Genomic DNA, 20,185 nt, shown 5'->3' on the forward strand with positions numbered 1-20,185 from the left:
GCACAACACCCGACCGCACGCACTCCCCTGCCTACGTATCGACCCACAAAAAAGTTGCGGTGAGATACGGAGCAATCGAGGCTTTTGACAGCCAAAACAGTCCGTATTTCACCGCAACTGATGGATGGGATGTGTTAGAGGCCCAGGTAGCTGGTCATGCCTTCGACGGCGAGCTTAGCACCTGCCACGGCATGAACCACGGTGAGCGGGCCGTTAACCACGTCGCCGGCGGCAAAGACGCCAGGTACGGTGGTCATGCCGCGCTCATCGACCGAAAGAAGGCCGCGATGGTCGGTCTCCAAGCCACCCGTCGTAAGCACAAGCTTGTCCTTGGGCACCTGCGAAGCCGCAATCACAACTGTGTCGGCAGACACATGGTCAAGCTCTTCCTCGTAGCCCACCACATTGTTGTCCTCGTCGAAGATAGCCGTCTCGAAGACCGGACCGTTATCGTCGATGGCATAGATCGCCTTGCCGCACACAATCTCGGCACCGTCAAGCTCGGTCAGCTCCACCTCGTCATCGATGGCCGAGATATGGCGCGATCGAGCATACACGGTGACCTTACGAGCACCCGAGCGCAGCGCCGTGCGGGCCACATCCATGGCCACGTTACCGGCACCGATGACCGCCACATTCTGTCCGATCGCCACGCTCGAAGGATCGACCAGGTAATCGATACCAAACAGCACGTTGCCGCGCGACTCGCCGGGAATACCCAGTTTGCGAGCTCGCCAGGTACCGGTGCCAACAAAAACCGCATCGTAGCCGTCGCGCAGCAGGTCGTCGATATGCAGCGCGCCACCGATGGTGGTCGAGGGGCGCACGCGCACGCCGAGCGAGCACATCACGTGACGGTACTTTTGCACGAGCGCACGGGGCAGGCGGAACTCGGGAATACCGTATTCCAGCACACCGCCGATCTCGGGGCGCTGTTCAAATACCGTGACGGCACAGCCCAGCTGGGCCATCTTAATGGCCACGGTAATACCGGCGGGACCGGAACCGACCACAGCAACCTGTTTGCCGCACGACGGCGCGGGCGTCCACTCCTTACGATCCAAATACGCTGTCGAGATATAGTTCTCGATGCTCGAGAAATGCACGGGTGTGCCCTTGCGGCCCTGGATGCAAGCACCCTCGCACTGGCCCGAATGGTTGTACACCATGGAGCAGACCGCGCTCATGGGATTGTTCTGGAACAGCAGCTCGCCCGCCTCTTCTAGACGACGCTGCTTGAACAGGTCGATGGCCTGCGGAATAGGCGTCTGAACTGGACAGCCCTCAATCTGACAGAACGCCCTTTTACAACCCAGGCAACGATTCGCCTCTTCGACAATGTGGATAGCCACGCAACTCCCCTTTTTAATGCAATCCAATGGGGCGACGATAAAGACCCTTCACCGCCGCCCCCATACAGGTAATCTCAATCTGCCGACACGGCAAAAGCCAATGCTATAACTCGCGATGCGAAGCCCCGCAGCGAGCGGACATGTGCTCGAGTGTCGCCAGGCAGTCAGCCCCCGTCGCCGGCACACTGTTCTCGACCACGCAGGGAATCCCAGGGCAGGCGGCAGCCGCCCAGGCCACCACGGGCTCAAAGTCGTATCGTCCCGTCTCGCCCACGCCATGGCACACCAGGCGCGAACCCGTACCGTCGCACCAACCGGCTTCATCCTCGTTGTCGACGACCTCATAATCCTTGGCGTGCAGCACGCGGATCTTGCTGCCGCATAAGTAGAGTATGCGCGCTGTGATTTCCCGTGCTTCGTCAACAGCACTAGGGTGCAGCAGCGATACCGGGTCGTAGATCACGCCGAGCGACGGGCTCGAGACGCGCTCCAGCACCTCGCGGCAGCGATCCGGCGTGTTGACCGTCTCGTTCCAGCCAGGCTCGATCAGTATTTGCCCGCCCACGGCCTCGGCGCGCTCGCAGACGCGTGCGAGTCCGTCCATAAAAGCCTCGAGTGCCTCATCAGTCGTGCGGTCGTCAGCAACGCGGTTCTGCGCATTGGGGCGACCGGTCTCGGTGCCAACCGGGCATCCGCCGAGCATCTGGGCAAAGTTCAAGCATGCCTCGTACTCGGCAAAGTTATCCATGAGCTGTTGGCGATCGGGCGTCGCCAGATTCTTATAACAGCCGAGCACGGCGACCGAAACGCCCGCCTCGTCGAGCACCGCACGCAAATGGTCGGCAAGCTCGCGGGTCAGGCCGCCTCGATCGATCCCCATCGATGCGTAGAGCACCTTGCTCGGCAGCTGAATGCACGAAAAGCCCAGCTCTCCCGCCATGCGAATGCGTTCCTCGACGGTCCCCTGCGGAAGGTCATGCAAACGTACGCCCGGAGTAATAGCCCCCACGTTATTCACATCCCTTATGAGCGTTGATGCCCGGGGTGTATCCGCCAAACGGGTCCTCGATGGAGCACACGCCCGAGGGGGCGAGCGGATCGCGCTTACCGGCCAGCTTGTCGTGATGCATGGTCTCGATATAGGCAAGCACCAGCGGCGCCACACCCTTTGCATCATTTTTGACCACGGGCTCGCTCATGTAGTAATCAAACGTGCCCTCGCGGTGCGCGGTGTTTCCCAAGCCCGCAACCAGGCAGATGTTGTCGAGCGCCAGCTGCCCGTCACACTCGGACAGGCAGGTTTCGCAGATGCCATCGAAGGCGCGACGGCCGTACTGATAGTAACGCTCGCCCAGCACGCCCAGACGCACGCCCTTCATGATGGCATTGGCAAAAATCGCGCTACCAGACTCCTCCAGGTAGTTGGGGGCGATATTGGGCAGGTTGATGACCTGATGCCACATGCCGGTCTTCTCGTCCTGATACGGCAGCATGGCGTCGATCAGGTCGTGGAACATCTTGCGAATCTCGTCCTTCTCGGCTGACATCGAAGGCGGCATAAGCTCCCAGGTGTCGATGAGCGCCATGGCAAACCAGCCCTCGGCGCGCAGCCAGAAGTTAGCCGAAAGGCCGGTGACCGGGTCGCACCAGAACTGTTTGCGGCTCGCGTCGTAAGCGTGATAGTACAGACCGTTGAGGGGGTTGCGCATCAGGTCATGCACGACCTGGAACATATGGAAGCTGTCCGAGCAGGCACGACGGTTGTGGAAACTCAGCTCGTACTGCATGTAGAACGGCTGGGCCATGTACATGCCATCGAGCCAGATCTGGTTGGGATAGACGGCCTTGTGCCAAAACACGCCTTCTTTGGTGCGCGGCTGGGTCTCGAGCTGGCGGTAGATGGTGTCCATGGCGGCACGGTACTTGGGCTTGCCCACCAGGTCATAGAGCTTGTAGAGGGTCTTGCCCGCATTGACGTTATCGAGGTTGTACTCCTGCGGGTTGTAATGCTTGATGGTACCGTCGTCCTGGACAAAAAAATCGATGTAGTCGTCGGCGAAAGTCAGGTAGCGCTGCTCACCCGTGATCTCATACAGTTCGATGAGCGCCTTGATCATGCAGCCGTCAATATAGTTCCAGGTGTTCTCCTTGCCGGCGCGAATCTTTTCGATATTCCAAGCCGGCGCCTGCGGCGTAGAGGTTTCGATCAACTGCTCGATATAACGGTCCAGGATTTGATTGCAACCCATTGCTGTCCCCTCTGACATAAACGATAGGTGAACGTTACCCCTAGTGTAACGCGAACGAGGAATATAGGGTGAACGTTAACCCTATATTCCTCGCGAACGGCAGACTTTTAGCGGCAAACGGCGGTGAGGCCCGCGGCGATGCGATGCGCCAGGCGCTCATAGCCGGCAGGGCTGTAGTGCAGACCGTCCGGCATATAGAGCTCGCGGTGCTCCGGCAAAAACGGGCTGATACCGCTTTGCGCATACAGGTCAATCACCGGCACGGAGTAGCGGTCACAGACCTCGAGCATCGCTCGCACGTAGGCGACCTGCGTCAACCCCAAATGGTTCGCCTCGTCGCTTGCCGGGATATCCTTCTCGTGCTTGCCGCTCGTCTTGCACGGCGTCATAAACACGAGCTTTGCCCGAGGCGAGCGCGCCGTTATGGTGCGAATCAGGTAGTCGAGTGCACCGTAGAACTCATGCACGTCCGTGCTGCCCAGCTCTCCAAGCGGCACGTTGCGGCTAAAGTCGTTGACGCCGCCAAAGACGATGTAGATATCGGCCGCATCGTCGATACCGTCCAGGCGCTCGACAAACGAATCGGTACGGTCGGCCTTGATGGCGATGCGCGAACCCTTGATGCCAAAGTTCTCGACGACCGCGCCTCCCAGCAACGCGCCCAGATGCGAAGTCCAGGAGATGTCGTTACCGCCTGCGCCGCATCCGTTATCGCCCCATGTGGTCGAATCGCCAAAGCAGCAAATGGTCGATTCACTCAAGCTCTTCGTTTCCATAATCTTCTCCTCATCCGCCCATCGGCGGTCATACAGGAACGTACCGTTTATTCGCAGCATGCCGAGGGGCTATGAACGGGCGCATTCCGCAACGTGCGAATCGAGCCATTCGATATCCTCGGCAAGATGTGCCACGCCCAGATGGTGTTCACCCGGACACACCTCGTGCCGCAGGCCATCTCTGCGACCCAGCAACTTGTAGGCATCGCGCACGATCTCGAGCTGCTCGTCAACATTTTTCAGCCCGCGCGAACCGTTCAGATGATCCTCTTCGCAGCTTTGCACCAGCAGCGGATGCGGCGCGATGAGCGAGGCAATATCGCCCATGTCGAGTAAGCGCCAAAGTCCGGGCGTGTAGTTGCAGCTGCAATTGCCATTGAGATGCAGCAGCGAATCATCGACACCGTACAGATAGCCCGAGACAAACGCCTTGCGCACACGCGGGTCGAGTGCGGCCAGGTACAACGTCATGTAGCCGCCACCCGAAAAACCAAAGCAACCCAGGTCATCCATGGCAATGTCGCCGCGCGCCTCCAAGTAATCGATCAAGCGCATGTTGTCCCAAACGTTGAGGCCCGCAACCGTAAGACCCAGCGGCTCGGCCATACGTGCTTGATTCAGACACGTACCGCGCAGGTAGCTGTTCTCGTCATCGCCTTGGCCCTTCCAGTCACGACGGTATCCCCAACCGCGCGCATCAGGACAGACGGTTACGTAACTCATGCGTGCCAAACGCAGACCGTAGTCGTAATTGAACTTACGCACGGCATCATCGACAGCCGGCACGCCCGCAACACCGGCTACGCTTGCTGCACCCGCTCCCTGATGGCCATGCGGGCAGATATAACAGCGTTTGAGTCCCCGCTCATCAAGCTTAGGATGAGACGGTTCCAACAGGTAGAACGGCATCCAAACATCGCGCTCGACCTGCAACATCGCATGAGTGCGCACGATGCCGCCGGCAACCCGCACGCGGCTGAGCTCACGAATCTCAATCGGGACGCGGTCCATAAGCGAAAGGCCCAAAACATCGTACAGACGAGTCCTGGTCGCAATCTTCCATGCCTCAAAATCTGCAGGAGTCTTGCCCGTAAAAGCAGCCGAACGCCCCTCGCGCTTCAGCCGGGCACGCAGCGCAGGTTCGTCTTCGCAGTACGTCTCGATGTGCACGGTGCGGCCGTTGGCAGACAGTTCAGCCGTCTCAACCGCATCACCGTCGCCGCCCTCGGGATCCCAGCCATCCACACCGGCAAGCACCTGCTCGCGAGCGTACCGGGCGACAGCCATCACATCGAGTTCATTCGCCCACGGCACCCAGCCGGTAGTATCACCCGCCGGCCCATGCAGAATCGCGCCAGCATACTGCACGCAGTTGTGTGCCGCCGGCTTATTCCAATCCCACCAGCCTTCGCGCTTGATATGTCGCCCCAGCCAGCAATCGATCAGCACAGTTTGCGCCCATTCACGCCAAGGACGACCCAGGTAGACCGAATCCGGCGCCACGCCATCCGGTGCAGTAAACGAACAACCGTGGAACACAAATCCGTACGGCTCGCCTTTAGGCGTGGAGGCTGCCGTTACATACCCGTTGACATCCATATCGCGGTTGAGCGAGCGAATCTCGCACCCCTCAAAGTAGGCACGCGCGCCGCCAAAGATAAAGTCGACATCGCCCTCGATCCGGCAACGTCGAAAATACTGGCGCCCCACCCGACGCGGCGCAAACTGCTTGGGCCCAATGAATCCGCCCGGTTTGGCCTCATGCGGCGGCAGCGGACCCAAAAACAGTGTGTCCTGGTGCCCCTTAATGCAGCAGGCATCGACAACCAGACGGTCGCCATCGGCATACAGGGCAATCGCCTGACCGACCTCGCGCCCATCGCCCGCATCGTTGACGATTGTGAGGTTCTCGAGCCGTACGTCGTCGGCATCGACCAAAACGGTATAGGTCCTAAACGTGCCGAGCGTGCCGTCCACGCCCGAGCCGTCCTCCGAAGGCATCTTGGCACCCAGGCTGCCCACGATACGCACGCTGTCGGCCGTCTCTCCCTCAATCGTCACATGCGAGCGATGAATCTCGACCCGCTCGCGATACTCGCCCGGATCGACGCGAATCATCACCGGTTGCTCGGCATCCGGATAGAGCTGATCGGCTGCCGCCAAGGCATCGGAAATCGTTGGATACCCTCCTGCCGCAGCCCTCGAAACGCGCAGCGTATAGATACTTTCGCTCATCGTCCATCACGCTCCCATGCAACGAACTGTTCAGGCCAGCCCTGAACTTGTGGCTGAATATGCTCGGCGCAGCCCTTAAATGCCGTTAGGGCCGTGGCGAGCGATGCCCCATGCTTTCCATGCGGAAAGACATGTAGGCTAAAGCCAATCCCGTGGTCGGCAAGAGCCTGCGCAAGAAGGAGGCTATTTTGAACTGGTACCGATGCATCCTCGGCGGTATGCCACAAGAACGTACGGGGGAAGCCCTCGCCCACCATATTCTCGATCGACAACTTTTGAGCCAAAGCGCCATCGGCACCCGTTAGGTGTTCAAATGAACCACGATGAGCATAGGCCCCCGAGCTTACGACCGGGTAGCCCAAGCAAAGTGTGTCAGGCCGAATCGACTCAGGCGATGCCGCAATCGACTCTGCAAGCCAAGGTTGGTCCCAAAGCGCCCCGAGCAAGCCAACCAGATGCCCACCGGCCGAAAAACCCATGACCGTAATCCGATCAGGATCGACACAGTACTCTGCCGCATGGCTTCGGACGGTATCGACCGCCCGCGCGAGTTCTTGCAATGCCAGCGGATAGACAACCGGAGCAACCGAGTAGTTCAGCACAAACGCCTGGTAGCCCATCGCCAACAAACGGAGCGCTACCGGCTCGCCTTCGCGCGGCGAAACGTGATCGTAGCCGCCTCTTGGCACGACCACAACTGCAGGCAGCGGTTTTAGAGCATAAGCATCTTCGGTCGGGGCAAAAACATAAGACGTAATCGTGGCAGACGAGCCATCGACCCCGACAGGAATCGTTTTATTGAGCATGTATTCCCTTTCACCATGATGCGTAGCGCAGCGCACACGGCCGTATCGCACAAGGGCTGCATTGCCGATTTATCCGACAATGCAGCCCTGGTCATCAACCCGAGTTAGGAACGGATAACCTTGTCGACGTTCTGGAGCTGCAGCTCCTCGCCGTCCTGGCCCTCGATCACCACGTTTTGCAGGTCGAGCACGGCAACGTTTTGCGCAATGATGCCCTGACGCACCATCGGCTCCACACCACAGGCCATGGCCGGCACAAAGGGCTCGGCATCGTCGGCAAAGGTAACGTGAACGTCTTGGAACGTCAGACGTGTCACCTTGCTCTCGGGCAGACCCGTGATATAAGCCGCGGCAGCATGGCAGTTGGTGGCCTCGATATCGCAAAACGTCGTGGCACCAAAGCCGGGCGTGCGGTCGTCGACAGGCAAAGCCTCGCGAGACTGCACGTAATCGGTCTTGCCGTCCTTGTCACAGAAGTAGAAGGAGTTGACCACGAAGGGCGTGAGCACCTCGTCCATGCGAATGTGCTCAAAGGTAATGCCCTCGTTGACGGCATCCTTGCCGCGCCCGCGGCGGGTCTTGACGCGCAGGCCGCGGTCGGTGCGCTCAAAGAGGCACTTGCTCACGGTAAGGTCCTTGATGCCGCCGGCAGCCTCGGATCCCAGCACCACGGCACCATGGCCGTCGTGCATGTAGCAGTGCGAGATCAACACGTCGTGCGTGGCGGGACGAAGCTCGGGCTCAATGCCCAGCTTGCCGCTCTTGATGGCGATGCAGTCGTCACCCACTGAGAACTGACAACCAAGGATGCGAACAAAACCGCAGCTCTCGGGATCGAAGCCGTCGGTGTTGTGGGAGTTCTTGGGGCCCTCGATGGACAGGCAGAGCGCATCGACGTGCTCGCACAGGATGGGGTGGATGTTCCACGCCGGGCTGTTGCGGACGGTGAAGCCGGCCAAACTCACGTTCTCACACTCGGATAGGAAGATCATGCGCGGGCGGGCGACCTCGCGGCCCTCCTCCGGGCGAAAGATGTTCTTAAAGTCCTTGTTCCACCAGTTGTCCTCGGCAAAATCAGTCTGACCGTCGATCGCGCCGCGACCATAGATGCACACGTCGTGCACGCTCAGACCCGTAAAGGTAGAGCAGTAGGTCGAGAAGCTCTCGCCCTCCCAGCGGCCCAGGGGCAGCGTATCGGTGCCGGCATACCCGGCACCCTCGTTGCCCGTGACCGTGCCCGGAATGTAGGCAAGCGAGGCACGATCGTGGCGGGCCAGCAGCACCGCTCCCTCGGCGAGCTCGATGTTGATATTGCTCTTAAGAAAGAGAGACTTGATGCGATAACTACCGGCGGGGATCAGCACGCGGCCACCCTTGGGGCAGGCCATGATGGCAGCCTGGATGTTGGTGGTGTCATCATGCTCGGCATCGCCCTTGGCGCCACAGTCGCGAACGTTGATGGTAAAGGGCTCAGCCGGCGTGGTGACACCTACGCTCAGCTCACGCTCGCCACAAACAAAACGAACCAGGTTGCGCTTGCCGGGGGTCAGGCCGTCGACATAGGTCTCGACCGTATTCGTGGTACCGGCGGGCTCGTCGTTGACAAAGATCTCCCACGTATCGGCACAGGTAAAGTAGCCGCCGTCGTCAAGCTCGATCACGGCCGCGCGGGCGTTGCGCCAGATAACGTTCGTCTCCATGGATTTCTCCCTCAAAAAGATGCTCTAAAGGCAAATTGTACGCTGTTGAAAAAGGGCCGTGCCTGCCGGCGGAATTCCGGTGGCACGGCCCTGTGATTTGGACGATATGTCGGCCTTACTCGGCGGGGGTTACGCTACCGTCCTGGAAGCCAACGTTGTTGTGGGCAAAGCAGTCCTCGTACTTAAAGCCGGAGAGCTCCTCGCAAAGCGCCTTGACCTCGGGCTTGACGTCGGCCATCTTGCCGCCCTCCTTGACGCGGCGGATCTCGTCGCAAAGGACGTCGCACTGCTCCTTGTCAATCTTGATGCCGCGGGCAAGGACAGCCGCGAGCAGGAAGAAGCCGGCGCAGCCGATGAGCATGTAGCCGCAGATGTACAGAGGCACGGTGGCGGGCTGGGTCACGGCGTCGCTGTTGCCGGCGGTCTGAATGAAGCCGGAGGCAGCAAGGACGATGGCCCATGCGTTAACGGCGATAGCCTGGGCGATCTGCTGGCAGAGCTGCTGAGCGGAGCTGTAGATGCCCTCGCGACGACGCAGGGTGATGAGCTCATCGACATCGGGGATGTAGTTGAGCAGAACATCGGGCAGGTACTGGAAGCCGACGTAGAAGAACTTCCAGATGGCGAAGATGATGGGGTAGGCGATCATGGCGATGGCGACCGTGGAGGTGCCATTGATCTGACCAAAGGCGAAGTAGTTGTAGGCGATGATGCACGCAGCGCAACCGACGTTGGCCAGGTACCAAGACTTGTGGAAGCCCTTCTTGGCCATGAGAGCGACCCAAATGGCGGTGCAGACGATAGCGACGACCTTGCCAGGCATCTCCATCACGGACTCGTAGGACTTAGGAATCTGCAGGCAGTAGACGATGAAGAAGGACAGGCAGGCAGACCAGCAGGCAGCAGCGAGCTTCGTGGAGACCTGTGCGTACAGGACCTTGCGGAAGGACTTGTTGCGGAAGGTGGAGATAACGTCGATGAAGAACTTCTTGATACCCTCGCCGACGCTCTCGATCTTCTCCTGAGCGACCTCCTCGGGGGTGTGCTCCCACGTGGACAGGTACACACAAAGCAGCGAGATTGCCATGACCGAAGCGTTGATCGTAGCGATGATGAAGTAGCTGAACGGGTTGGTCTCGCCGAAGGTGCCAAAGCCGAAGCCCACAAGTGCAGCCATCAGGAAACCGGCGGCGTTACCAAAGAGATGCTTGTAGCCGGTGAGGTACGTACGCTCCTTGAAGTCGTCGGTCATCTCGATGGTAAGCGGCGACAGGTTGGCGGTGCAGAACGTATACGCGACGTTGTAGATCAGGTACAGCACAAAGTAGTACGGGAAGCCAAACGGCGTAGCCACGAAGATGAGCGGCTCGGCGATCATCATCGGGATGGCCAGCAAGATCCAGAAACGACGACGACCAAAGATGCGGCCAATCTTGGTGGCATAGAAGTTATCGGCCACAAAGCCCATCAGCGGGCAAAGAATAGCGTTGACATAGATGGCAAACGAGCTGATCAGTGCAGCCTCGCCTGCGGACAGGCCACACTCCGTGGACAGGAACAGCACCATGTAGCTGTGCGTAAAGGTCAGGGCACCGGAATTGAGCATACCGCCCATACCAAAGCCCAAGCGCGTCCAGAATGTGATCTTACGCTTTTTCCCAATCTTATTAGTCATCGAGCTCCCTCTCTTTTCTCGATTGTCTTGTAACAAGACATTTGAGTCCACACTGACATCTGTCTGCCCAGCGTTCAGGATGAACGTTTAGTTAGATTATGCGCGATTGCTTATGACAGGTGAACGTTCACTTGAATAATATCCTTGAACGGTCGTTTTTTATCGCTGAACGAATATATAACTCGAAACAATCTCGATTACAGGGGCATTAACTGGGTCATGCTTTTTGAGCAATTAGGTGAACGTTTATTATTTCGCCCCTCGTGCCCCTATAAAGACGCGCCATAACAGACAGAACAAAATGGCCCCGCCGGGAACACTCCCGACGGAGCCATGGTCAATAGCGCCCTATACGGACTTGTTTGCCACTACAGGCAGACGCCGTCCTTCCAGATACTGATCTCGTGACAGCCACGGCGCTCGGCACTCGTAAGTTTACCGCTCGCCGTCTCCAGCACCAGCTGGTACAGATCGTGGGCTGCCTCGTCGAGCGTGCGCCCACCTGTGGCAATCACGCCAGCGTTAAAGTCCATCCAGTTGGCCTTGTGGTCACACAAACGCTGATTGGTGAACACCTTGAGCGTAGGCACCGGCGCGCCAAACGGTGTGCCGCGGCCAGTCGAGAACAGAATCACGTGGCAGCCGGCAGCCGTCAACGCCGTGGTGGATACCATGTCGTTGCCCGGACCGCACAGCATGTTCAGGCCGTGTTTAGTTGCCTGGCCGGCATACGGCAGCACGTCGACGATGGGGGCAGATCCGCCCTTTTGCACGCAGCCGCAGCTCTTGTCCTCGAGCGTGGTAATACCGCCGTCCTTGTTGCCGGGACTCGGGTTCTCATAAACGACCTCGCCGTGGCTAATAAAGTAGTCCTTAAATCCATTGAGCATGTCGGAGGCAGCGTTAAAGACCTGCTCGTTCTCGCAACGGTCGAGCAGGATGCTCTCCGCGCCAAACATCTCGGGCACCTCGGTAAGCACCGACGTGCCGCCACGGGCGACGACCATATCGCTCACGCGACCGATCGTGGGGTTGGCGGTAATGCCCGAAAGACCGTCGGAGCCGCCACACTTAAGACCAATGACCAGCTCGGAGGCCGGAATGGGCTCGCGCTTGGACTGCTTTGCCAGGTCTGCCAGCTCGGCCAGAATCTTGTGGCCCTCGATTTGCTCGTCGGCTACATCCTGGCAGGTGAGAAAGCGAACGCGCTCGTGATCGAAGTCACCGAGCTCGTCGAGCACCTGCTGGTGTGTGCAGTTCTCGCAACCGAGCGACAGGAACAGCACGCCGGCCGCATTAGGGTGACGCGAGAGCGCCACCAGCAGACGACGCGTCTGGACATGGTCGGCGCCGGTCTGCGAGCAACCGAACGGATGCGGGAAGTAGTAGACGCCCTCCAGCGAGCCATCGACCAGATCCTGGGCCTGCTCGCACATGGCACGGGCGACTTCGTTGACACAGCCGACCGTGGGGATGATCCACAGCTCGTTGCGCGTCGCGGCACGACCGTCGGCGCGGCGGAACCCCATAAAGGTCTCGGGCTCAACCGACTCAACGACCGGATGCGTGGGGTTGTAGGTGTACTCGACCTCGCCCGAAAGGTTGGTCTTCACATTGTGCGTGTGGAGCCACTGACCGGGCTGGACATCGCCCGTCACGTGTCCGATAGGAAGGCCGTACTTAATGACGTCCTCGCCGGCGGCAATCGAGCGCACCGCCATCTTATGGCCCTGCGGAATATCCTCCGCGGCCACGACCTCGCCCACCCCGGGAACCACGACGGCGGTGCCCTTGGCAAGCGGCGACAGCGCGACGATCACGTTGTCGGCCGGATTGATCTGGATAGTGTTCATTGCAAATGGTCCTAACCCTACAGGTTGAGCAGAAGTCGAGACGCGGGCACGCCGTCCCGCGCCCGCGTCTGCGCCGGAAATTTACGCCTGAGCGTTGGCGAAGGCCTGCTTGGCACCCTCGGTGCGCACGACGGCGAGCGCACTGACGACAAACTCCTCAAGACCGGCGATCTGCGTAAGGTCCTCGCCCCACATCTGCTCGTTGGTGAGCACGTCGTGCACCAGCTGGGCATCGTCGGCACCGGCGTGGGCGGCGTAGAAATCGAGTACGAAGGCGTCGTCCTGAGCGGTGTACTCGGTGCCGTCGGAGCGACGCAGGTGCAGGCCGTCGCCCTCGCGGGACACGAGCTCCTGCGTGTAGAAGGAGATGAGCGTAGCGAGGCTCGTCGCCAGGCACTTGGGCAGGTTGCCGGTCTCGGCAACGTAGTCCTTGAGCGTGGGCAGGTCGCGAGCGCGCCACTTAGCCGTGGAGTTGAGGCAGATGGAGAGCAGCGCATGATCAATAAACGGGTTGTCGAAGCGGTTTTCGACGGCGGCGGCAAAGGCCTTGCAGTCCTCGACATCCAAGTCGGCGGCAAGCGTCGGAATGACCTCGTCGTAGAGCATGGTGTTCATGAAGCCGCGAATGGTCTCGTCATGCATGCAGTCGCGCACGATATCAAAGCCGGCAACCCAGGAACCCGGAACGAAGGCGGTATGGGCACCGTTGAGGATGCGGACCTTGCGCTTTTTGTACGGGGTGACGTCGGGAGTCACAAAGACACCCGGAAGACCAGCCTTCACAAAGGGAAGCTTCTCGGCAAGCGACTCGTCGCCCTGGATGCCCCACATCTGGAAGGGCTCGCGCACGGCCAGGAAGGGATCCTCGTAGCCCAGACGCTCGGCAACCGCCGCGGCCTCCTTAGGATCGCGGATGCGGCCGGGGACGATGGTGTCGACGAGCGTGGTGCAGACGGTGCAGTCGTTAGCTATCCACTGCGCAAACTCGTCCTCCCAGCCCCAGTCGCTCACATACTGGTTCATGATGCGCAGCAACTCCTCGCCGTTGTGATCGATGAGCTCGCAGGCGAGGACGATGACGCCCGGCTTACCGGCAGCCCAGCGGGTGTGGAGCACCTGGGCAAGCTTGGCGGGGAAGCTCGCAGGTGGCATGTCGTCGGCCTTGCAGGACGGGTCATAGGCGATACCGGCCTCGGTGGTGTTGGAGACGATGATCTCTAGGTCGTCGGAGACGGCGACCTCCATCATGGCGCGATAGTCGTCCTCACGATACGGGTTAAGGCAGCGGCTGCAGGCGCTGATCACGCGTGACTCGTCAACCGTGTTGCCGTTCTCCTTGCCGCGCACCAGCACGGTGTACAGGTCGTCCTGGGCATTGATACCGTCGGCAAAGCCAAAGGCACCGCTGATGGGCTGCACCATGACGACCTTGCCGTTCCAGCCGGTGGCCTCGTTGCCCATGTCAAAGAAACGGTCGACGAAGGCGCGCAGGAAATTGCCCTCGCCAAACTGCAGAACCTTCTCGGGAGCATCCTTGGGCAGCAAATAGCCCTTGTAGCCGATCTTCTCGAGCGCATCGTAGCTGATGTTCTCCATCTGTGTCTCTCCTTAGATAGCTGTTAGCGTGCAAGCAAAACAGGGGCGCCGCGTGTGGCAACGGCGCTCCCGAGTTCGATGTGATTCGATGCAGGCTTATGCCTCGACGGTGTCCAAATCAAAGCCAAAGTAGCGGACCGCGTTGTTGTAGCTGATGTCGCGCACGATACTGCCCAGCAGCTCCATGTCGGCCGGGTACTTGCCCTGCTCGACCCACTCGCCGATCACGCTGCACAGCACGCGACGGAAGTACTCGTGGCGCGGATAGGACAGGAAAGAGCGGGAGTCGGTAAGCATGCCCACAAAGTTGCCCAGCACGCCCTCGTTAGCCAGAGCCGTGAGTTGCTCGCGCATGCCGACCTCGTTGTCGTTGAACCACCAGGCGGAGCCGTTCTGGATCTTACCGGCGGTCGGAGCCTCCTGGAAGCAGCCCATGACGGTATCGATCATGGTGTTATCGATGGGGTTCAGGCTGTACAGGATGGTCTTGGGCAGGCCGCAGGTCTCCTGGATGGAGTTGAGGAAATCGGCGAGCTGGTCGGACGGCGTGTAGTTGGAGATGCAGTCGTAGCCGGTGTCGGGACCGAGCTTGGCGAACATGGCGCGGTTGTTGTCGCGCTTGCAGCCAAAGTGCAGCTGCATGGCCCAGCCCAGACGGACATACTCACCGGCAACGAACTGCATAAAGGCAGTCTTGTACTTGAGGACTTCTTCCTCGGTGAGCGGCTCAGCAGCCAGGCCCTTGGCAAAGATGGCCTCGATCTCGTCGGCGGTAGCCGGGACGTACATAACGTAGTCGAGTGCGTGGTCGGAGGCGCGGCAGCCCAGCTCGTGAGCAACGTCGTAGCGCTTGGAAATGGCGGACTTCATGCCCTCGAAGTCGCTGACCTCAACGCCGGCAGCCTCGGAGAGGTGCCTGCAGTAGTCGGCAAACTCCTGGCCACGCTCGATGCGCAGGGCGGCGTCGGGGCGCATGGCGGGAACGACCTGAACGTCAAAGCTGTCGTCGGCTGCAATCTTTTTGTGCCACTCAAAGCTGTCGGCGGGGTCGTCAGTAGTGCAGATCATGCGGACATTGGACTGCTTGATCAGGTTGCGGCAGGTGAAACTGGCCTCGGCGAGCTTGGCGTTGGCAAGGTCCCAAACCTCCTGGGCAGTCTTGCCGTTGAGGACGCCCTCGTAGCCAAAGTAGCGCTTAAGCTCCAGGTGGCTCCACTCAAAGACGGGGTTGCCGACGCAGCGACCCAGGGTCTCGGCCCACTTTTGGAACTTCTCGCGAGCAGGGGCGTCGCCAGTGATAAAGCGCTCGTCGACGCCGTTGGCACGCATCAGGCGCCACTTGTAGTGGTCGCCGCCCAGCCAAACCTCGGTGATGTTCTCGAAACGCTTGTCCTCCCAAATCTCCTTGGGAGAAATGTGGCAGTGGTAGTCGACGATGGGCATGCCCTCGGCAAAGTTGTGGAACAGCTCCTCGCCGGTCTTGGTGCTCAGCAGAAAATCCTGATCGTCCATGAAGTTTTTCATCAAACAACCCCTTTGTTTGCGGAGCGGGCGCACAATACGCTCGTCATCCTCTAGGTGAACGTTCACCATACTAATCCATTACGACTCAAAAGGTGAACGTTCACCTAACAACCATGGGGTGAACGGTAGGTTTTGCCCGTTCAACGGTTGCCGGAGCTGTGACTTGCATGCATTGCGGACCGGTTGGCGTCCCCGAACACCGAACTTGAGCGCTTTTGCTCAGGTGGGTCATGTCCCGACGTACATTTTTGGGAGTATTCAGCATTGGAGCGCGCCGTGCGGCATCCTCAGCGTCCTATTTGGAACGCAGATAGCGCCCGATCGGCATAAAAAGTGCCCCCGATGGCAAATTACGCCATCGGGGGCACTTAAAACAGTCGTTCTGCACCTCATTCAGGGCATGCCAATGCTGAATACTCCCAAAAATGCACGTCGCAAGAGAGGGTACCTGCTCAATCGGCTAAATACCCGCAAGTTCGCAGTAGCGGTCGACATTGCTGGCAAATACCATCTCGACGGCGCCCTTCTGGACGGGCTCCGTCGGGGTCCTTCCCCACAGCAAATAATCGCCCAGTGTCTTGGCGCCGCGATACGCCAGGCTCGTCGGGTCCTTATAGACAATATTGGTAAAGATACCGCGGCGCAAGGCCAGGGCGCTTTCGGGAAACAGGTCGTTGCCGATCACCATGACCCGACCGGCCTTGCCGGTCGAGACGAGCGCGTCGGCAACCACTTCGGAACCAACGGCAAAAACGCTACAGATAAGTTCGGGGGCGTCCGGCGCACTCAAGCGCTTTTCGAGCTCATGCTCGAGTTGTTTGACTTGCGCATGGGCACCTGCAAGATCCTCAACCTGCCATGGAATATCACGTTCGCGCAGGTAATTGTGGAAGGCGCGGGCGGTTAGATAGTGCGAATCGGTATATGGGTCGCCTGTCAAAAGGAGCACGCGGGCGTCGGCCCCAGAAGCATGGACCAGGTTTGCCGCCTGCTCGGCCATAAGGCTGCCTGCCGTCGAATAATCGGCCAAGCTCGCACCCAAACGATTCAAATGCGGACGGTCGCCGTCGACAAGCTCAATCGTCACGCCCGCCTCGGCGATCTGCCCCAAAAGCTCAGTCGCACGATCGTCGCCCGGCGCATAGGCGAGCAAGCCATCAATCTTCTCGCCCACCTGCAGACGCTCGTCGATTTGCTCGAGTGCATCAGCGTAGCCGCCCACGCCAAATTCAACGCGCTCAACCGTAATGCCCCGGTCGATGACCTCCTGTTCAAAGCGATTGCAGCCTTCCCACAGGTAACGGAAAAAGTACGCTCCCTCGCGCGATGCGCGGGGCAGGCAAAACACCAGATTGATATCCTTGCGGCGCAGGCTTGAGGCACTTGTATTGCGGTGATAGCCCATGGCCTCGGCCTTAGCGTTCACCTTGGCGCGCACGGATTCGCTCACGCCGGCCTTTCCCGTCAGAGCCTTGTGCACGGTATTGATGGAAACGCCAAGCTCGGCGGCTATGTCCTTCATGGTTACGCGAGCGCTCATGCGGTTACTCCGTTATAGATAAGTTGCCAATTAATAGTCCAGTTAACGATACCCCAAAAATACTCTTCGACTCGCCGTGCTCTCCCTCAAATGCACAAAGCGCCCCGCGAACGGATGCCCGCGGAGCGCTTGGATGTCCGGACCTTATTTGATACCGCGACCCAAGTCTTCGGCGATTTTGTCTACGCCCTTAAGTGCAGCGCACGTCTTTTTGTTGGAGCAATGCCCCGTGCAAACGCCACCCTGAGCGCAGTCGGCGCAGGTGCCCTTGCGGTAGATGCGCACGCACACGGCGACAAACGCAACGCCGATAACAGCCAGTACAACAATATCGATAGGTGCCATAGCAAGCCTCCTCTAGTTAACCACCACTTACTTTACCCCATTCTCCACCCACCAAAAAGGGACAGGTTTATTTTGGTCGGTTTTATCTGCGGAAATGCCACATCTCCCCCACCAAAAAGCCCGAGTGTCACTGAGACACCCGGGCTCGTGGAAAGGGGTTGATCCTTATTCGGACTTAGGCGGAAACTGCAGCGGAAGCAGTGTTGGTCTCGTCCTCGTCGGTCCAAGCGTGCTTGGGCATAGGACGGAAAATCTGGAAGAGCATCGCGACCAGCAGCACGATAGCCACAACCGTCCAGAAGCCAAACTGCCCAAGGACAAGCAGGTTATAGAACTGGTTGATGAACAGGCCGATCACCCAAGCGAAGGCGCACTCGTAGCCGAGGGCAATCGCGGTCCACTTGCCGGAATTCATCTGGTTGCGGATGGTACCCATAGCGGCAAAGCACGGAGCGCACAGCAGGTTGAACGCGCCGAAGGCAACGCAGGCGCCCATGGTGGGGAACATGCCGGCAAACGCGGTCCACAGGCTCGGGTCGGTCTCGCCCGCGTCGGCGACGGACAGCAGCGAGCCGGCGGTGGCGACAACGTTCTCCTTGGCGACGAGGCCAGAGACAGTCAGCGCGGTTGCCTGCCAGGTGCTAAAGCCGAGCGGGGCGAAGATCCAAGCGACCAGGTTGCCCAGCATGGCGAGCACGGAGTAGTCCATGAACTCCTCGGGGATGCCGTCCATCGAAGGCAGGAAGCCAAAGGAGCCGTTGTAGCTACCAAAGTTGGAGAGGAACCACACCACGACGGTAGAGGCGAAGATGATCGTGCCGGCCTTCTTGATAAAGGCCCAGCAGCGCTCCCACACGTGCAGCGCCCAGGAGCGGATCGCCGGGAAGTGGTAAGCGGGGAGCTCCATGACAAACGGGGTCGGGCGGCCGGCGAAGAGCTTGGTCTTCTTGAGCATGAGGCCCGAGGCGATGACGGCAAAGACGCCCAGGAAGTAGAAGAGCGGGCTGATCCACGCGGCGGTGGTAGAAGAATCGCCGATGATGGAGCCCATGAGCAGGGCGATGATCGGCAGCTTAGCGCCGCAGGGGATGAACGTGGTGGTCATGACCGTCATGCGGCGGTCCTTCTCGTTCTCGATGGTCTTGGTAGCCATGACGCCGGGGACGCCGCAGCCCGAGGACACGAGCATGGGGATGAAGGACTTACCGGACAGACCAAAGCGGCGGAACACGCGGTCCATGATGAAGGCGACGCGAGCCATATAGCCGCAGTCCTCCAGGAAGGACAGCATCACAAAGAGCAGGAACATCTGCGGCACGAAGCCGAAGATGGCACCCAGGCCGCCAACGATACCGTCACAGACGAGCGAATCGACCAGACCGCCATCCTCGGTGCCGCCCGCCACGAGGGCATCGTGCACCATGGTGGTAATACCGGGGACATAGGGGCCATACTGCGCCGGGTCGACCGAATCGGCGTCGTCGCCCGCAGCCTCAACAGCTGCGTCGTAGGCGTCGCGGCCCTGGCCGAGCACATACCAACCGTCGGTACCAAAGAGCTGGTCGTTGGTGAAGTCGGTCACCGTGCCGCCCAGGGTGGAAACGGCGATGTAGTACACGCAGAACATGATGACCACAAAGATCGGCAGGCCCAGGATACGGTTGGTAACCACGCGGTCGATCTTCTCGGAGGTGCTCATCTTTGCCGGAGCCTTGGTGAGGCACTCGTCAATGATGTGGGCAATCACGCCGTAACGCTCGCCGGTGATGATGGACTCGGCGTCGTCGTCGCAGTCCTGCTCGCACTGGGCGACCAGCTGCTCCACGCGAGCGGCCTTCTCCTTGGTGAGGTTGATGAGCTTGCAGGCGTCCGCGTCGCGCTCGAACAGCTTGACAGCGTAGTAGCGGCGCTTGTTGGCGGGAACGCTTGCCGGCAGGTTGTTCTCGATGTGGTCCAGAACGTCCTCAATGGAAGAGTCGAACTTGTGCTCCGGCACCTGGCCCTTGGAAGCGGCGGACTTCTTAACCTGCTCGAACAGCTCCTTGATACCCTTGTTCTTAAGAGCCGAGATCATCATGACCGGGCAGCCGAGCTTCTTGGACAGCTTGTCGGTGTCGATCTTGTCGCCGTTCTTCTCGACCAAGTCGGCCATGTTGAGGGCAACGACCACGGGCAGGCCGGTCTCGATAACCTGAAGCGCCAGATACAGGTTACGCTCGAGGTTGGTGGCATCGACAACCTGGACGACAACATCGGGCTCGCCGCTCATGAGGTAATCGCGCGAGCATTGCTCCTCGGGGCTGTAGGGGGAAAGCGAGTAGATGCCGGGGAGGTCAGTGATGGTAACGTTCTTGTCGCTTAGGAGCTTGGCCTCCTTTTTCTCAACCGTGACGCCGGGCCAGTTGCCAACGTAGCCGTTGGCGCCGGTGATCAGGTTGAAAAGCGTGGTCTTGCCGCAGTTGGGGTTACCCGCCAGCGCGACATGGATCTGAGAATCCGCCATTCAATCCTTCTTCCTTGTGTGCCCGCGCTGC

Annotated in this window: 14 protein-coding genes; all 14 read right to left on the reverse strand. The window is 59.7% G+C overall.

Going from position 1 to position 20,185, the window contains the following annotated elements; genetic code table 11:
- Positions 1-134 precede the first annotated feature (134 nt).
- The 14 genes from GPK42_RS01870 to feoB all read right to left on the reverse strand — a co-directional run bounded on the left by GPK42_RS01870 (position 135) and on the right by feoB (position 20,154).
- Entirely contained in the window at positions 135-1,352 is a 1,218-nt protein-coding gene (locus GPK42_RS01870) for an FAD-dependent oxidoreductase (RefSeq protein WP_338404311.1), read from the reverse strand.
- Positions 1,353-1,455: 103 nt separating this feature from the next.
- The gene (locus GPK42_RS01875) at positions 1,456-2,361 is read right to left on the reverse strand and encodes a sugar phosphate isomerase/epimerase family protein (protein ID WP_215693132.1); all 906 of its coding nucleotides are present in this window, start codon (positions 2,359-2,361) and stop codon (positions 1,456-1,458) included.
- Between the two features lies 1 nt (position 2,362).
- A complete protein-coding gene (locus GPK42_RS01880; RefSeq protein ID WP_138114068.1) occupies positions 2,363-3,601 on the reverse strand; it encodes a glycoside hydrolase family 88/105 protein in 1,239 nt (412 codons plus the stop codon).
- 107 nt (positions 3,602-3,708) lie between these two features.
- Positions 3,709-4,377, reverse strand: a complete 669-nt coding sequence (locus GPK42_RS01885) for an SGNH/GDSL hydrolase family protein (protein WP_252200021.1) — start codon at positions 4,375-4,377, stop codon at positions 3,709-3,711.
- A 69-nt stretch (positions 4,378-4,446) separates the two neighbouring features.
- Positions 4,447-6,612: a pectinesterase family protein gene (locus tag GPK42_RS01890; protein ID WP_215693137.1), complete on the reverse strand. Its 2,166-nt coding sequence runs from the start codon at positions 6,610-6,612 to the stop codon at positions 4,447-4,449.
- The gene (locus GPK42_RS01895; RefSeq protein WP_215693139.1) at positions 6,609-7,418 is read right to left on the reverse strand and encodes an alpha/beta hydrolase; all 810 of its coding nucleotides are present in this window, start codon (positions 7,416-7,418) and stop codon (positions 6,609-6,611) included. Before GPK42_RS01895 ends, GPK42_RS01890 begins: the two co-directional genes overlap by 4 nt.
- Before the next feature lie 104 nt (positions 7,419-7,522).
- Positions 7,523-9,118, reverse strand: coding sequence for a glycoside hydrolase family 28 protein (locus tag GPK42_RS01900; RefSeq protein WP_215693146.1), 1,596 nt, complete (start codon positions 9,116-9,118; stop codon positions 7,523-7,525).
- Positions 9,119-9,233: 115 nt separating this feature from the next.
- Positions 9,234-10,793 (reverse strand): MFS transporter, encoded by a 1,560-nt coding sequence (locus GPK42_RS01905; protein ID WP_215693149.1) that lies wholly within the window; start codon positions 10,791-10,793, stop codon positions 9,234-9,236.
- A 368-nt stretch (positions 10,794-11,161) separates the two neighbouring features.
- Entirely contained in the window at positions 11,162-12,646 is a 1,485-nt protein-coding gene (locus tag GPK42_RS01910; protein WP_215693151.1) for a UxaA family hydrolase, read from the reverse strand.
- Between the two features lie 81 nt (positions 12,647-12,727).
- A complete protein-coding gene (locus tag GPK42_RS01915) occupies positions 12,728-14,242 on the reverse strand; it encodes a tagaturonate reductase (RefSeq protein WP_215693153.1) in 1,515 nt (504 codons plus the stop codon).
- 96 nt (positions 14,243-14,338) lie between these two features.
- The gene (uxaC, locus tag GPK42_RS01920) at positions 14,339-15,766 is read right to left on the reverse strand and encodes a glucuronate isomerase (protein WP_215693155.1); all 1,428 of its coding nucleotides are present in this window, start codon (positions 15,764-15,766) and stop codon (positions 14,339-14,341) included.
- A gap of 460 nt (positions 15,767-16,226) precedes the next feature.
- Positions 16,227-17,306 (reverse strand): substrate-binding domain-containing protein, encoded by a 1,080-nt coding sequence (locus GPK42_RS01925; RefSeq protein ID WP_196022528.1) that lies wholly within the window; start codon positions 17,304-17,306, stop codon positions 16,227-16,229.
- Positions 17,307-17,450: 144 nt separating this feature from the next.
- Complete coding sequence (locus tag GPK42_RS01930; protein ID WP_006234772.1) at positions 17,451-17,651, reverse strand: hypothetical protein; 201 nt, start codon at positions 17,649-17,651, stop codon at positions 17,451-17,453.
- A 175-nt stretch (positions 17,652-17,826) separates the two neighbouring features.
- Positions 17,827-20,154 carry a ferrous iron transporter B gene (gene feoB, locus GPK42_RS01935; RefSeq protein ID WP_215693157.1) on the reverse strand — a complete coding sequence of 776 codons (2,328 nt, stop codon included), beginning with the start codon at positions 20,152-20,154 and terminating at the stop codon, positions 17,827-17,829.
- Between the last annotated feature and the right edge of the window lie 31 nt (positions 20,155-20,185).

The organism is Collinsella aerofaciens (genome assembly GCF_018785265.1).
GTDB classification, from domain to species: Bacteria; Actinomycetota; Coriobacteriia; order Coriobacteriales; family Coriobacteriaceae; genus Collinsella; species Collinsella aerofaciens_AI.

Bases quoted from the DNA above. Each gene is read 5' to 3' on its own strand.
- GPK42_RS01930 (WP_006234772.1), bottom strand. From the start codon at position 17,651: ATGGCACCTATCGATATTGTTGTACTGGCTGTTATCGGCGTTGCGTTT.
- GPK42_RS01915 (WP_215693153.1), bottom strand. From the start codon at position 14,242: ATGGAGAACATCAGCTACGATGCGCTCGAGAAGATCGGCTACAAGGGC.
- feoB (WP_215693157.1), bottom strand. From the start codon at position 20,154: ATGGCGGATTCTCAGATCCATGTCGCGCTGGCGGGTAACCCCAACTGC.
- GPK42_RS01900 (WP_215693146.1), bottom strand. From the start codon at position 9,118: ATGGAGACGAACGTTATCTGGCGCAACGCCCGCGCGGCCGTGATCGAG.
- GPK42_RS01895 (WP_215693139.1), bottom strand. From the start codon at position 7,418: ATGCTCAATAAAACGATTCCTGTCGGGGTCGATGGCTCGTCTGCCACG.
- uxaC (WP_215693155.1), bottom strand. From the start codon at position 15,766: ATGAAAAACTTCATGGACGATCAGGATTTTCTGCTGAGCACCAAGACC.
- GPK42_RS01890 (WP_215693137.1), bottom strand. From the start codon at position 6,612: ATGAGCGAAAGTATCTATACGCTGCGCGTTTCGAGGGCTGCGGCAGGA.
- GPK42_RS01880 (WP_138114068.1), bottom strand. From the start codon at position 3,601: ATGGGTTGCAATCAAATCCTGGACCGTTATATCGAGCAGTTGATCGAA.
- GPK42_RS01885 (WP_252200021.1), bottom strand. From the start codon at position 4,377: ATGGAAACGAAGAGCTTGAGTGAATCGACCATTTGCTGCTTTGGCGAT.
- GPK42_RS01910 (WP_215693151.1), bottom strand. From the start codon at position 12,646: ATGAACACTATCCAGATCAATCCGGCCGACAACGTGATCGTCGCGCTG.
- GPK42_RS01925 (WP_196022528.1), bottom strand. From the start codon at position 17,306: ATGAGCGCTCGCGTAACCATGAAGGACATAGCCGCCGAGCTTGGCGTT.
- GPK42_RS01905 (WP_215693149.1), bottom strand. From the start codon at position 10,793: ATGACTAATAAGATTGGGAAAAAGCGTAAGATCACATTCTGGACGCGC.